This window comes from Zobellia sp. OII3, from assembly GCF_002211465.1.
Taxonomy (GTDB): Bacteria; Bacteroidota; Bacteroidia; order Flavobacteriales; family Flavobacteriaceae; genus Zobellia; species Zobellia galactanivorans.
The window spans coordinates 702,046-716,985 of the sequence record NZ_MWRZ01000001.1 but is presented as its reverse complement, the minus strand read 5'-3'; the positions used below and the strand labels follow the sequence as shown (position 1 = coordinate 716,985).

Here is a 14,940-nt window from a genome sequence, read left to right as displayed (position 1 = left end):
TGAATTTATTGTGTTGATTAATTCTATTTAGAACTCAATGTTCAAATTAATACCATAGCTTCTTGTGCTAGGCAATGCCATATCTTCTACTCCGGGAACTACGGTGCCTCCTGAAAAAGAGATGGTTTCCGGGTCGACATGGGGGTTTTCCGTCCATAAGGCTAGATTACGGCCAACGAAAGAGATACTGGCCGATGTAATAGGCGATCGGTCAAATAGTTTTTTAGGGAAGTTATAGCCCAACTTGACTTCTCTAAGTTTCACATAAGTAGCATCGTACATTGTGGTTTCTTCGTTACTTCGGTTATATACTGTAGCGTAGTAACTAGAAGCTGGTACATTTATGGTGTTTTCTACGTATACAGGGTTTTCTTCCGTTCCTGTATTTATAACCCCTTCGGCAACAATACCGCTTTCCCTTCCTTCTGTTGTAAAATCCAAGAGGCCTGTAGTGCCGCCAATGGAGACCGTTCTTGAATGGTAAACACCACCTTGCCTCCAGTCGAAGAGCACACCTAAATTAAGGTTCTTGTAGCGGAAGCTATTTTGAAGTCCGACCATAAAATCAGGATTGTAATTGCCTAGGTTTCTAAGCTCACTGTCCCTCGAAGGGAGCCCGGTATCTTGATTGATGATCCATTGGCCAAAATGTGGGCTGTTGTCATCGGTTACTTCAACAAAACCGGTACCATATAAGTCACCCATTTTCTCTCCTACTTCCGCACCTACAATAAGGTAGTTTTCCTTGATTTGATAAAAATCAAGGCCATCGGTAAGTTCCGAAATTTCACCCCTGTTCGAAGTGAAGTTGATATTTGTGTTCCATGCAAAGTTTTTGGTTTTGACCGGAGTGGCGTTCACGGTGATCTCAAGACCTTCATTTTGCACTTTACCGGCGTTGATTACCCTTTGGTTATACCCTGAGGTATTGGAAACGGGAAGGGAAATGATCTGGTTTTCCGTTATGGATCTATATACCGCAATGTCTAGGCCTAAGCGACTACCAAAAAACCTGAGGTCCGTTCCTATTTCGAAAGAATTGGTTCTTTCGGGTTTCAATTCGGGCAACTTTAATTCCGATGGTGAGTTTACCCTTGAAAAACCATTGAAGGTAGTTCCAAATCCGTAGGTGGGCAATAAATTGTAAGGGTCGGTATCATTGCCGACACTTGCCCATCCAGCTCTTAATTTTGCAAAGGAAACGCTTTGAGGAAGGTTGAACATATCCGAAAGAATAAGGCTAAGCCCGGCCGATGGATAAAAATAACTGCTGTTCTCGAGTGGAAGCGTAGAAGACCAGTCGTTTCTGCCCGTTACGTCTAAAAAGAGATAGTCTTTGAAACCTAAATTTGCGAAGGCATATAAGCTGTTTACTTCTTTTTTATCGTCATAGTCGCTAGAAGTGAGTGGTTCTGCAGTGTTCCCAAAGTTGTATATGCCGGGAATAGACAGCGAGTTGGCGGTTATACGTTGGTAGCTACTCTTAAAAGTCCGGTTGTTGCCCCCAAATGAAACCGCGAGGTCGAAATCTTCGTGGAAGGTAGTGTTGTACCCAAGTAAAAAATCCGTGTTCTGCTCAAACGAATAGATATAATCTTCCCTGTATTGGCCTTTAGGAAAGCGCTGTGTTGAATAAGCTCTTTTTCGCATATCGACTTCGTCTGCATAGTCGAACCCGGTTCGGAACATAAAATCTAAACCTTTGGCCAATTTGATGTCTGCGCGCATGTTGGTAATTACACGATCTTTATCAAAACTATTGGTGTTTTCATAGACATTAAAATACGGGTTGTCATGGTAGTTGTAGTTGTAATTGTATTGTTGTACCCCCTCTAAGCCCGGTTGCCAGTAGTTTCGAAGCGAGTTCATGTCTACCTGTTGTCCGAACCAAACCCAGAGGTACATTATGTTTTCCGTACCATAGGAATTTACGGGTCTATTGCCGGAGTTACTGTTTATATAGTTCATGGAGCCCGAAATCTTAAACCATTCTGCAAGTTGGTAGGATCCGTTAAGGGCATAAGAACGTCTATTGTAATCTGTGTTGGGAACTATGCCTTCGCTCTTTAAGTCTGTAAATGACAATCTAAAATTACCGAATTCGTTACCGCCCGTTAGGGCAATGTTATTGCTTATCGTATGGCCGGTTTCAAAGAAGCTTTTGATATTGCCCGGTCTTGATAAAAAGGGTGTAGCGATAATTTCATCAGAAAAAGTGCCATCGGCATTTCGCGGGCGTACATGTACGTCTCCGGCAAGGAGTCCGCTGGTAGTCGGACTGTCGTGCTGTGCGATCAATTGCCCGTTAAGGGCGGGACCCCAGCTTTCATCAACATGGTCGTTTACACCTCCGGTAATAGAGCGGTTTTGACCGCCGTCTCCAAAAGCGAACTGACCATTGGAGCCTTGGCCGTATTCGTATTGGTATTCAGGAAATGTTAAAATAGATTCAAAAGTGGTATTGTTGGTATATGATACGCCTAGTCCTTTTTTATTCTTGCCCGATTTTGTAGTGATCAGTATAACCCCGTTCGCTCCCCTTGAACCGTAAAGGGCGGTAGCACTTGGCCCTTTCAGTACATTCATGGTCTCGATGTCGTCGGGGTTGATATCCTGTGCGCCATTTCCGTAATCTACTTCCATATTGTTTTCGCTTCCCCGGCTGTTGACGCTGTTGTTGATGGGGATGCCATCAACTACGAATAAAGGTGAATTTGCATTGGGACTTGGGTTCAGGGAACTTTCGCCGCGAATAATTATTTGCGAAGAAGAACCTACACCGGAATTACCGCCAGTAACCTGTACACCGGCCAATTTACCCGACAAAGAGTTGACTACATTGGTTTCCTTTGCTTCGGAAAGATCGTCCCCGGAAACCTTTTGTACCGAATAGGCCAGTTTTTTTGCTTCTCTTTTAATTCCTAAGGCGGTAACTACAACCTCGTCCAATTGTTCTGAGTTGGGTTGTAAAACGATGGTTGCCGTTGTTTTTCCGGAGGTGTTGAATTCGGAGGGGATGTATCCGAGATACGATACTACAAGAATTTCATTCCCTTGAGGTAGCTCTATGCTGAAATTACCGTCAAAATCAGCGGCTACACCGGTAGCGCTTCCCTTGATAACCAAAGAAGCGCCCGGAAGGGGCATGTTGTTTTCGTCGAGTACCGTTCCCGTAAAATTCGTCTGTGAACGGACGGCCATACTGACCATTAAAGTGAATAAGGCTAAAAGAACTGTTCTTTTCATTTTTTTCGTATTTGTAAACTTTGGTTAATTATTATGCAACAAATATCTAATGAACAGGTTAAGCGAAATGTCTTTAAATATTAAGTTATTGCAAGATTTTCGTAGGTGTTATTATAAAAATGTTATCTTAATGTTATTTACAAATAGTCAAATAAACATTTTGTAATTATGACTAAAAATTTGGAATTTTATCACCTAAAAATGTTATCCTATTTTGTGTGTTTAGGTGTCATAAAATCATTTAATAGTATGTTTGTATATTAAGTTTTAGATATGGAAGACTACCTTATTGGTATAGGAAAACGAATTAAGGAAATACGAAAGGAGAACAATAAGACCATTAGCGATATTGCGCGTGTTGCCGAAGTGACCGGTGGTTTGATTTCGCGTATAGAAAACGGGCGTACCATTCCGTCGTTACCTGTGCTGTTGAAAATTATCAATTCACTTGAAGTTGAGGTTACCGACTTTTTCAACGGCATGGCCAAGGTAAACGGCGCCAAATTTATCGTTTCCCGTAAAGAGGATAATTCCAGTATAGAAAAGGAAGCTAATGCCGTTGGTTTTAACTATACCTATATCTTCGGAAAACAACTTTCATCATTAGGGTTTGAAACTGTCTTGTTGGAAGTGCAGCCCAATTCGGAAAGGGAAAAGGTAACTACGGACGCCTATGAGTTCAAATATATGCTCAGTGGGGAGTGCTATTATATAATTGACGAAGAAGAGGTATTGTTGAAAGACGGCGATTCCATTTTCTTTGATGGTCGTATTCCGCATGTTCCTGTCAATCGAAGTGATGCGCCGACCAAGATGTTGGTGGTTTATTTCTTTATATAGAAATCAAAACCCTCGTATAAACAAAACGATCCGTTCCCAGGTTTCCTGGAACGAATCGTTCGTTGTAGCCCTATACCGCTACGGTAGCAACTCAACCTTTTATATAATCGGTGAGTTCCACAAGAGAATGTAAGACATAAGTAGGTTCAGCGGATTTTAATTGTGCAGCGGTATGGGCACCGGTGGTAACACCGACCGTAACCCCACAGTTTGCGTTTTTGCCTTCTTCGATATCAATGATCGAATCGCCGGCCTTCAACACTTTATTGGCATCGCTTACTTCTAGAATTTCCATGGCTTTACTGATCATAGCAGGGTTCGGGCGTCCTTCCAAAACATCGTCCGCCGTAACAAGTGCGTCGTATTGCTCTCCCTTGACCCAGTTCATTTTTTGTAACAACAGCTCGGCTATTGTTTTGTTGTAACCCGTATTAAGGGCTATTTTGATGCCTTGGGCTTTTAGTGTGGCCAATACCTCTTCCACACCTTCAAAGGAAGTCACCTTTAATTCACCGTAGGCTTCGTCTAACAAGTGCTTAAAATCTAAAAAAATAGGTTCTGAGGCTTGGTTTGGTAGATTGCCAATGGCTTGTAAAATATCTTTTATGGCCTGGTGTTTTTCCTTTCCGGCACCATGTTCCAGAACAAAATCTAGTGTTAGTTCATGTCCTGTTTTGTTAATGGCTTTTTGTAGGGTCTTGTAGACGATGTTGTCTTCGTTAACGACCGTACCGGCCATGTCAAATACTGCTAATTCTATGTTATGCATCTTGTAAATTGAATATTGAATTGATATTTTCTTTGGCAAATCCCGCACTACCGGTCATGCCTTTACCGCCTATGCCGGTCACGATATGGATGTTTCGGTCTATGGTCTGTTGGTAAATATCTGCCGATTTGCATTGGGAATAGAGACCGTACCAACGGTTTTGGATTCTATAGGTGGGAAGGTCGAATATTTTTTTGGCTTCTTGAAGAATGAAGTGATCAATGTCCATATTCAAATCCATTCCCAATTCTTCTATGCGGGATGCCGGTGCATATTCATGGGAATCGCCAATAATAACGGAGCCATCGGCAGCTTGCTTAAAAAGAATGTGTACTCCCCATTTTCTTTCAAGGGATTCATGGTTTTCCCTAGCCTTGATGGCCGAATAGGAGGGGCATTCTGAAAAAGCCTCGTAACGACGTATGGAAAGACCGGTCAGAACGGAGCTGGGTAATTTGTAATTGGGTTGTGGTTTGGTCTGCATCATCTGTAATTTTGATACCACAAGGTCGCTTTCGGCAAACCTGTTCGGGTATAAATTTTTAAAATCGCTACCGTTACAAATAATGACCTTGGTGCCCGAAAGGGTGGTATTGTCCGTGCTGTGTACCTGTACCCAGTTCGTAAGGGCATTGCACTCTATGACCGTTTTGTTGAAAAAGATTTCCAGGCCTAATTCTCGAAGATAGTCTTGGAGTCTGCCTATCATCAGTCGGGGTTCAACCATTATCTCTTCGGGAAAAAAGAGTCCCATTTTCACGTAGTCCGTACGCAACCCAGGATATTTTTCAAGGCATTCCCCTTGGGTCAATAATTTTGAAGGATATGCATTGGCAAGGTTTATGGCGTTAAGCTCGAGCAAGAGTTGCGTTTCTTCTTCGTTGGAGGCTATATAGACGCTGCCCTCCTGGCGGACCGATATATCGAATTTCGATTGGATGTTTTTGTAAATGGCTAAGCTTTCGCGTCCGTAAAGTTGCCATTTGGAGTCCATGCCCGAGGGTACTACCTGGCCAAAATTCCGTACCGTGGCGCCTTGGGGTTTTCCGTCTTTTTCAAGCAAGGCCACCTTAAGGCCTTTTTTTATGGCATGGTAGGCATGAAAGGTTCCTAGAATACCTCCGCCAACTACGATCAGGTCATATTTATTCTCCATGGTCATACTATCTGTAGTTCATTGTTTAATGTCTGTTGTTCCTGTCTGTATTTTTTTTTGAAGTAGAGTAATGAGCAAGTGGCCGCGACAAGACCGATAAGGGCTATGGCATAGGTTCCATAGCTAAAGAACTGTAGCCACGAGACGGAACCTTGGCCGAAATTCTTGTAGAGTAAAACGGCCATGCTTCCTAGGTATCCGAAGGCATCGGCTATATAGATGAGGTATCCTGCATTACCTTCGATCTTAAACGTGGCTATCATCCTGTCAAAAAATATACAATTGAAGGGGACGTAGCAGATGTACAGTCCCAAGCCAATTAGAATCATCCAAAGTACAGGGCCTATGGCCTGGTTTTGAAATAGAAATGTACTGATGCCAATTAATAAGGCGCCGAAAATTAGTAGGTAGTGATAGGTGACAAAGGCGCGGTAGTTGTTCTTTACAAAAGCAAAGAGTCCGATGGACAATAGTACGATTACTGCTACCGGAAGCTCCGAAAGTGTATAGATAGAGGCATTGTCTTCAAAGCCGACGGCGTCCCATATTTCTCGTGAAAAATTATCGCGAAAATCGCGTATGGCCGTAAGGCTGATATAGAAAAGGACAAGAATCAGGATAGGAAAGAAGAAGTTCGACAACACCTTTTTGCGGTCGGCCCGACTCATGGGCTTGCGTTCTTTTCGCAAGATTTTATCTTCTTCCGTAGGTTTTGGAATACGGTCGAGCATTATGGCAAAGATTAAAAAGGGAATGAGAAAGACGGCACCGGTCAAAGCCGGCATCCAAATTTCGGAAGCACCCGTGGCCCGCATCAATAAGAGTCCCGATGATTTTACGGCCCCACTGGAAACAATGAAACTCGAGCAGAGGGTAACTCCCAAAATTTCTGTAAATTTTCTTCCTTCCAGATATGAAAAAACAATACCCCAAATCATTCCTAATGAGAGACCGTTAAAAAACATAAATACAATGTTATAAGGAGGAGGGGCTAGCCCGAAAAGAACCAAACTCAATTCGGCAAGGGATATCATGAGAAGAAGGTAGGGCAGTCTCTTGGTCGCCCGAAGCTCGGAAATAAGCTTAATACCAATGAATTTGGAAAGCATATACCCTAAGACCTGGGTGATTATCAAAATGATTTTATAATCGATACCCATAAAAGAAAGTTGCTCGTAAGTGGCAACGGTAAACGGTTTGCGAAATGCGTACATACAGAAGTAGGTGCCAAAGGAAGCAAAGGTACCATAGGCAAGAAATCGTATGTCTTTGTATTGTATCTTGAAAGTTATCAAAAGTTTACAAATAGTAAATATTGAAATGCAAAATTCAATATAATTTCACTATTTGTAATTTTTTGGGCGTTAAGAAAAGCTTATCGAGTAATTATTTAATTGTGAAGTGAAGGGGGTAAAACGTACTCTTTTTTTTGGGGAAGGGGGTTAGTGTTCTGATTTGGTGAAATCGATAGATACGGAACCGTTGACCAATCTATTTTCGTTATCGATACCACTAAAGACCCCATCATGTTTTTCGCTATCTTCTTTTAAGAAGTAGGTTTTAAAGTAAACATCTACATGGTCAAAGGCTATAATACCTGCAAAATTAAAACTAAAATGTACTACGGAACCTTTATTGAGTAAATCCAGGTTATCCTTTTCAAAATAGACATTCTCTGTTTGAACAATCATTCTATAGTTGGTAGGCAAAATTTTAAAATAGAGTTTTTCTTCAAATCCGTTGGGAAAATAGAAAGTCAACATATAGGAGCCCGCAAGGCTTTCGTAAATTGATGCATATGGGCTAGCTTCGGAAATTTCAAGAAAGTGCTTGGGTACTATGCTTTTGTTTACAATTCTTTTGCTCCTGACTTCCATGGCAATGTAAGGGGGGATGGTCGGGTTTTTCGACCGCTCCTCCATGTCTTCCTTAGAATCACATCGTTCAAGAATCGATTGGCCTGCCACGGTATTTGTGTAGATGTCAAAAGTACAGTAGGTGCCTATTAAATACCTTACGTTAGAGGGGTCGGTATGCCCTATGTAATAGATTTCACTGGCTCCCTCCACCAATTTGCCGTCTAACAAGGTTTTGGAATTAATGTGTAAGGTGTCTTCTCTCCGGACTATATTTCCAAAATTGTAATGCTCTTTATTCGTTCCATCTTCTTGAGGGTATACATAGGTATGCTTTATCTTTTTCCAGTTGTTGGATATAATGGTTTCTCCTTTTAGGATAACATCATCCTCCCCATAGTAATAGTTTATGTAATAAAAAGTTTTGTTTGCCTGTTCATCATACAATAGGGCAAGCTGTTTTTTTTCCTTTGATTCTTCTAGCCGGTTTTCATCAAGAAAACTATCAACGGAATCATAACCTAAGTATAAAAGTAGAACGGATTTGTAATATTGGTTGATTTTTATGATCGGTTTTCCCTTTCTAAAGTCCCTAACTTTGTCATAAAGATACTTTCCATTGATAAAATCGCTTCCAATATGTTCTAAGTCTTCTTTAAGGTTTGGCTTCTCGGAATCATAATTTCCATACCCATAGAATTGCATGGATTTCGGTATCTCTTTTATACCATGCTTTTTTTTAAAGGTTTCTTTTAATTGCGCTATCAAAATTTCAAAATACGCAGCGGTGAGGGGCAGACTAAAAAATTCCTGTTTTTTCATGAATTCCGATTTATGTTTTAAAATTATTAAATAAACTTTTAGTAATCGTAAATAATTGATAAGAATATGTGCGAACTACTTTTATCAAACTAATTCAAAGCATATCTAAGCCAGTCACTTATGAAAAAACTACTATTTATTTTAATGTTGATGCCAATCGTAATTTTGGCACAAGAAAAGACGGTAAGCGGCACCGTAAATTTTAACGGAGAGCCTTTGCCGGGGGTAAACATTGTTGAAAAAGGAACAACAAACGGGGTAACCACAGATTTTAATGGAAATTTTGAAATTACATCCGCTATAGGTGCCGTATTGGAGATTTCGTATATCGGCTTTAAAAAACAAGAAGTAACGATAGGAGAGAACGCTAGCATAAACATTGTTATGGAAGAAGATGCACAACAATTAGACAATGTTGTGGTACAGGGCTTTGCCGGTGTAATGGGTAAATCTAGAAAGCGTACAGCTTCAATTCAGACAACTCCAGAATCCGTTACAGCCTTTAATTCTGACGGGATTGAAAAAGCGGGTATAAATAATGTAGCCAACTTTGCCAATTTAGTGCCTAACCTTAAGTTGAGCGAAAGTCAGGCTATCGGGGTAAATTCTTTGGTAATTAGAGGGATACCTCAAATTCGAAATTCTGATGCTCCTGTCGCATTCGTAATAGATGGGGTTACAATAGCAGACCCTAGTCTGTTGAATCAAGAATTGTTTGATTTGGCTTTGATAGAAGTTGTAAAAGGACCACAAGGTGCTCTTTATGGAAAGAACGCTATTGGAGGTGCCATTAATATTTACTCTAAGGAACCTACCAATACCATGCAGAATAAAGTAACCTTGGGTTATGGTAACGGTAATGCAATAACTGGAGGTTTGGTATCATCGGGAGCCGTTAAAAAGGATAAGATTTTTTACCGTCTTTCAACTCAATACAAAAATTTTGACGGCCTGTTAACTAACGAGTTTTTAGATAAAAAAGTAGATTTCAGAAAAGAGTTTACCCTTAGAGGGCAAATGATGTTTAAACTTTCATCACAATTTAAAGCAAGTGTTACGGCTCAATACATTGATTCTAAAGGTGGAGCTACATATTATTCTACAAACCCTAGTTCTGCAGACAATGATTTCTTTGCTGTTGGTTTAGATTATTTGAATCCAAACCCGGATAAAGGTGATAACGTTATTTCGCAAGATACTTTTGGAGATTCTGAAATGCAGAATTTCTATACCAATCTTAATTTGGAATACAGTTTAGAAAATGTAAAACTACAAAGTATTACATCTTATAATAACGTGAAAAGAAAAACAGTTGGTGATTTAGATTTTATCGAAGTTTTTTGGCTCGATCAAGGCGAAACCAATGATACCAAATCTTTTAACCAAGAGCTGCGGTTAACAAATAGAAGAACAGACACAAAATTTGACTGGAGCTTAGGGGGTTTTTATCAAAATATAGAGCGTCCATTTTTTCAAAGTGATTATTTTTTAAGCGATGAATGGGCCGTTACAGATTATGTTGCCACTTTTAAGACCTTGGCAGTTTTTGGTTTCTTTGATTATAAGTTAACAGATAAATTAACTGCTTCGGCAGGTCTACGTTTTGATAGCGATAGATTTGATTTGGATGATTTGTTAAACGGCCAAACCAATGAGAAAAAAGAGAATGTACTTCAACCTAAAGTCTCCCTGTCTTATCAATCTACAGAAAACGTATTGCTTTATGCAAATTATGGGCGTGGATATCGTGCGGGAGGGTTTAACCCAAAAGTAACCCCACTATTCAATAGGGATTTTAAAGGAGAATTTTCCGATAATTATGAGGTTGGGTTTAAAACGTCTTCTTGGAACAATCGTTTTATCTTGAATGGCTCAGTATTCTTTTCTGACTTTACCAACAGACAACAGTTTGCTATTACTGGTGATGATTTTACACCCGGTAATTTTAATTATGATAAGAGTACTATTGTTGGGTTTGAATTTGACACCAAAACCAGAGTGTCGAAATATTTAGATATTTTGTTCAATTACGGATTCGTGAAATCTAAAATAACTGAAGGCGGATTTACCGGAGGCGAAAGCGGAACCGAAAGAGACCTAAATCAGTTTAATGATAAAAACACCTCCTTGGTTCCTCAAAACAACTTCAATTTAGGTTTGGCGTCAAACATTCCGTTCAATGAGAAAACTACGCTAGATCTTAGCGTGAACTACAACGGAACCGGAAAAATATATTGGGAAGATTCCAATTCGGCAGATTACACATCAGACGCGTATCAACTGTTGGATGCGCAAGCAACAGTATCAATCAACAAAATTAAGTTGTCTTTATGGGCACGTAATATTTTAGATAAAAAGTATTATTTAGAATATTCTGAATCTGGATTTGGTTGGTTAGGAACACCTGCTACAGTTGGAACTACATTTACGTTTAGCTTTTAAAAAGAGATTGATAGGAAATAAACAAAACAAAACGATGAGTAACACATATAATTCAGAAACAGCAAAACTATCTCAGATAATGATAGTGGAGATGTTTAAAGTGCAACCCGGTGAAACCGTTGCTATAACGGGAGATAATGGTTCAAATAGAGATTTAGCCGATGCTTTGGCGGCAGAGACGAAAGCTGCAGGAGGTAAATCATTAATTTTATGGACCCCAAAAGCGGAACAAGACGGAGAAGCCGGTATGAAAGATTGGCCATCAGAAGTCTTAATAGCTGCTTTGAGCCATGTTGATGTTTGGATTGAATTAAATTCTAAAGTCTTTCTCTATTCAACCATTTGGGAAAAAGCATTTGAGAACAACAAGAAATTGAGATATTTAATTATTGGCGAAAGTTCTATTCCTTCTTTAATACGTACGTTTGTAGGTTTTGGGATTGATATTTTAGAAGAGTTTTTGAATAAAATTAAAGTAATGACGATGAAAGCAAAAGTCATTACCATAACCAGTGCCAATGGTACCAAACTTACTTATGAAACGGATTCTAATTATTCATTTGACATAGATAGTGGAGACTATTCAAAACCCATTTTTGGCACGGCACCGGGTTATGTTAACATTGTGCCTAAAACAAATACCATGAATGGTAACATTGTTTTTGATATGATACAGCATGCAGATGTGTATAACACTGACAATCATTTAGAATTTATAATGAAAGACGGAAGGATTGCTGAAGTAAAAGGTGGGGCTGAAGCTGAAAAATACAAGACCTATTTAGCTTCTTTCAATGATCCAAATATGTATAAGATTTCTCATAATATGTTTGGCTTTGGTCCAAATATTAGAAAATTATGTGGGGAAATTGTAGAAGATGAACGTATTTGGGGCGGCGTAGATTTTGGCTTCGGTCATACGAGTCCGATGGATATGCCACCTCTTGGCCAGCCGGCTAAATCTCATTTTGATGGTGTGGTCGCAAAAGTAAGTATCTTTTTAGATGATATCCAAATTGTGGATGACGGTGTCGTTTGCCATCCTGAATTAAAGCCATTAGCGGAAAAATTACTAAACAACTTGTAATGTCAAATGCAGCAGAAGAAGGTGTTGATGATTATTCAAAAACAAAAGTACCTCAAGATAAAACGGTCCATGGTATTCATATAGCTTCTATAATTGTGGGTATAGGTGTAACCTTGCCCACTTTTTTTTTAGGGGCAGAAGTAGCACAATCCATCGGGCTCTCAAATGCCTTTTGGGTTTTTCTAGGGGTAAACCTTGTCTTAAGTGTGCTTTGCGGCATTACGGCTATTATAGGCAATAGAACAAGATTGTCAACCTATATGCTTTTGCATTTTTCCTTCGGAAAAAAAGGAACCTTGCTCATAAATTTTTTAATAGGAATAACCCTTTTAGGATGGTATGCAGTAACGGTTGAAATATTTGGGGAAGCACTTACCGATGCTTTTAAACACCTTTTGGATATTGATGTACCATTATATGTTAGTATTATTTCAGGAAGTATTTTAATGACACTAACTTCTATTTATGGCTTTACAGTTGTAGAACGTTTTTCGGCAATTGCAGTACCTTTAATGATTGTTTTTCTGGTGTATGTACTTTACGTATGTACAAATGAGAATAGTATTGGGAGTCTGTTGGCTATTGAGGGTAATGGAAACATGACCATTATACAGGCCATTTCTGCTATTGTAGGTATGACCATTTTAACACCGGTTTTGATGCCTGATTTTACTCGCTTTGCCCGTACTGATAAAGATAGTTTAATATCTGTTTTGGCATTAGCATTTGGTTTTCCTTTGATTTTGTTGGCAGGGGCAATTCCTAGTTTGGCAACCGGTGAGATTGATATTATGAAAATAATGATAGGACTAAGTTTAACGGTACCTGCATTTGTGATTTTAATTTTTTCTACATGGACTACAAACACCTCTAATCTATATTCCACTCAACTTACCCTATCTACTGTTTTTAAGAAGCAGAGGTATGCTGTTTTAGGACTTATTGGTAGTTGCGTTGCAACTTTAGTAGCTGTAATTGGTATTGCTACTCATTTTATATCTCTATTAAACGTATTAAGTATTTTAATTCCTCCTATTTCTGCAATTTTTATAGCTGATTTCTTCTTCATTAGAAATCAAGATTATGATCTAAAAGATTTTGATAAATTACCAGCATTTGGTATACCGGCAATTATTAGTTGGTTGGTGGCCTGTGTAGTAGCTTTTCTAGGTTCTTATGATCATATTACGCTAACAGCTATTTCTTTTTTTGATTCCTTTTTAGTGGCCTTCATCTTATATTTTATCTTAAAAAAAATCTGGAAATAATGCAAATAACCAAATTAGAACCAAATGCTATTTGGCATCATTTTGAAGCCATTAATACTATACCGCGGGCTTCTACAAAAGAACAAGAGATTACGGGGTTTATGGTTGCTTTTGGGAAGTCGTTAAACTTAGAAACTTCTGTTGATGCAATTGGGAACGTTATCATCAAGAAACCGGCCACTAAGCGAAAGCTAGATGCTAGAACCGTTGTTTTACAGGGGCATTTAGATATGGTACATCAAAAGGAGGCGACCTCAAATTTTGATTTTGCAAGCCAAGGCATAGAAATGTTCGTTGATGGAGATTGGGTAAAGGCAAAAGAAACCACATTGGGAGCGGACAACGGGATTGGTGTGGCGGCCATTATGGCGGTATTAACGTCCAATGATATAGAGCACCCGCCAATAGAGGCCTTGTTTACGATTGATGAAGAAATGGGAATGACGGGCGCCATGGCATTGACCAAGGAACAATTGCAAGGTTCCGTTTTGTTGAATTTAGATTCGGAAGAAGACGATGAAATTACCATTGGTTGTGCCGGTGGGGTAGATGTCGCTATTGATGGATCGTATGATATAAAGCTTCTTGATGCCAAAGAATATAGCCTTAAGGAAATCAAGGTAGGCGGTTTGACCGGAGGTCATTCGGGAGTGGATATTCATTTGAACAGGGCCAATGCCATTGTCGTACTGGCCGAGTGTTTAGAAGAGTTGGCTACCCGAATAGACGGGAGGTTGCACAGTGTCAACGTGGGTACCTTGACCAACGTAATACCAAGGAACGGTTCGGCAATCATTGCGATCAGGGAAGACAAATATGAACTATTTGCCCAAGCATTGAAAGATATTGAGCAGGAACTTAGACGAAAATACCAAAAGACCGATCCCGATTTGGGCATTGAAGTTTTTAGGTCTGAAAACACTATGGGTGTTTTGGATATTAAGACCCAAAAGAGACTGATCGAGGCGATATTGACCATGCCCAATGGGGTGTATGCCATGACCGAAGGAATAGAAGGTTTGGTACAGACGTCGAACAATATCGCTATTTTGAATGTGGGTCAGGGCAGTTACCATATAGGCTGTCATACACGTAGTTCTGTAGATGGGGAGCGCGACGAACTTGTAAATAAGATAAAAGGTTGTTGTCCTTTTGCCAAAGTCTCTGAAAACGGTCCTTATCCAGGTTGGGAGCCTAAGCCAAATAGCGAATTGTTGGCATTGGCAACACGTTGTTACAAGGAACTGAATGGAGAGTTGCCCGCTATTAAATCGATACATGCCGGTTTAGAGTGTGGAATATTATCGGGCACCTTCCCTAATATGCAAATGATTTCTTTTGGCCCGAATATCTTGGGCGCGCATTCGCCGGAAGAACGGTTACAAATAAGTTCTACCCAGAAATTCTGGAAACTCTTGGTCAAATTACTTAAAGAATTGGATTGATCCATGCAT

General features: G+C 39.7%; 10 protein-coding genes. 5 read left to right on the top strand and 5 right to left on the bottom strand.

Annotated elements, in window-relative coordinates; genetic code table 11:
- Positions 1-27: 27 nt before the first annotated feature.
- The gene (locus B4Q04_RS03005) at positions 28-3,246 is read right to left on the bottom strand and encodes a SusC/RagA family TonB-linked outer membrane protein (protein WP_088695961.1); all 3,219 of its coding nucleotides are present in this window, start codon (positions 3,244-3,246) and stop codon (positions 28-30) included.
- 273 nt (positions 3,247-3,519) lie between these two features.
- Between B4Q04_RS03005 and B4Q04_RS03000 the strand changes: the two genes are divergently transcribed.
- Positions 3,520-4,086: a helix-turn-helix domain-containing protein gene (locus B4Q04_RS03000; RefSeq protein ID WP_013992926.1), complete on the top strand. Its 567-nt coding sequence runs from the start codon at positions 3,520-3,522 to the stop codon at positions 4,084-4,086.
- A gap of 91 nt (positions 4,087-4,177) precedes the next feature.
- Here B4Q04_RS03000 and B4Q04_RS02995 read toward each other — a convergent pair whose 3' ends face one another.
- The 4 genes from B4Q04_RS02995 to B4Q04_RS02980 form a co-directional block, all read right to left on the bottom strand.
- Positions 4,178-4,855 (bottom strand): phosphonatase-like hydrolase, encoded by a 678-nt coding sequence (locus B4Q04_RS02995; RefSeq protein WP_013992925.1) that lies wholly within the window; start codon positions 4,853-4,855, stop codon positions 4,178-4,180.
- On the bottom strand, positions 4,848-6,011 hold the full coding sequence (locus tag B4Q04_RS02990) for a TIGR03364 family FAD-dependent oxidoreductase (RefSeq protein WP_046287811.1): 1,164 nt from the start codon (positions 6,009-6,011) through the stop codon (positions 4,848-4,850). Before B4Q04_RS02990 ends, B4Q04_RS02995 begins: the two co-directional genes overlap by 8 nt.
- Before the next feature lie 2 nt (positions 6,012-6,013).
- On the bottom strand, positions 6,014-7,306 hold the full coding sequence (locus B4Q04_RS02985; RefSeq protein ID WP_236630958.1) for a DUF5690 family protein: 1,293 nt from the start codon (positions 7,304-7,306) through the stop codon (positions 6,014-6,016).
- Between the two features lie 147 nt (positions 7,307-7,453).
- Positions 7,454-8,689 carry a hypothetical protein gene (locus B4Q04_RS02980; RefSeq protein ID WP_088695960.1) on the bottom strand — a complete coding sequence of 412 codons (1,236 nt, stop codon included), beginning with the start codon at positions 8,687-8,689 and terminating at the stop codon, positions 7,454-7,456.
- A 120-nt stretch (positions 8,690-8,809) separates the two neighbouring features.
- Here B4Q04_RS02980 and B4Q04_RS02975 point away from each other — a divergent pair, with 120 nt between their 5' ends.
- The 4 genes from B4Q04_RS02975 to B4Q04_RS02960 are packed head-to-tail and all read left to right on the top strand — an operon-like array spanning position 8,810 to position 14,931.
- Positions 8,810-11,131, top strand: coding sequence for a TonB-dependent receptor (locus tag B4Q04_RS02975; RefSeq protein ID WP_088695959.1), 2,322 nt, complete (start codon positions 8,810-8,812; stop codon positions 11,129-11,131).
- A gap of 34 nt (positions 11,132-11,165) precedes the next feature.
- The gene (locus B4Q04_RS02970) at positions 11,166-12,218 is read left to right on the top strand and encodes a hypothetical protein (RefSeq protein ID WP_123772322.1); all 1,053 of its coding nucleotides are present in this window, start codon (positions 11,166-11,168) and stop codon (positions 12,216-12,218) included.
- Entirely contained in the window at positions 12,218-13,486 is a 1,269-nt protein-coding gene (locus B4Q04_RS02965; RefSeq protein WP_088695957.1) for a cytosine permease, read from the top strand. The genes B4Q04_RS02970 and B4Q04_RS02965 overlap by 1 nt, the downstream gene beginning before the upstream one ends.
- Positions 13,486-14,931, top strand: coding sequence for an aminoacyl-histidine dipeptidase (locus B4Q04_RS02960; protein ID WP_088695956.1), 1,446 nt, complete (start codon positions 13,486-13,488; stop codon positions 14,929-14,931). The genes B4Q04_RS02965 and B4Q04_RS02960 overlap by 1 nt, the downstream gene beginning before the upstream one ends.
- The last annotated feature ends 9 nt before the right edge of the window (positions 14,932-14,940 follow it).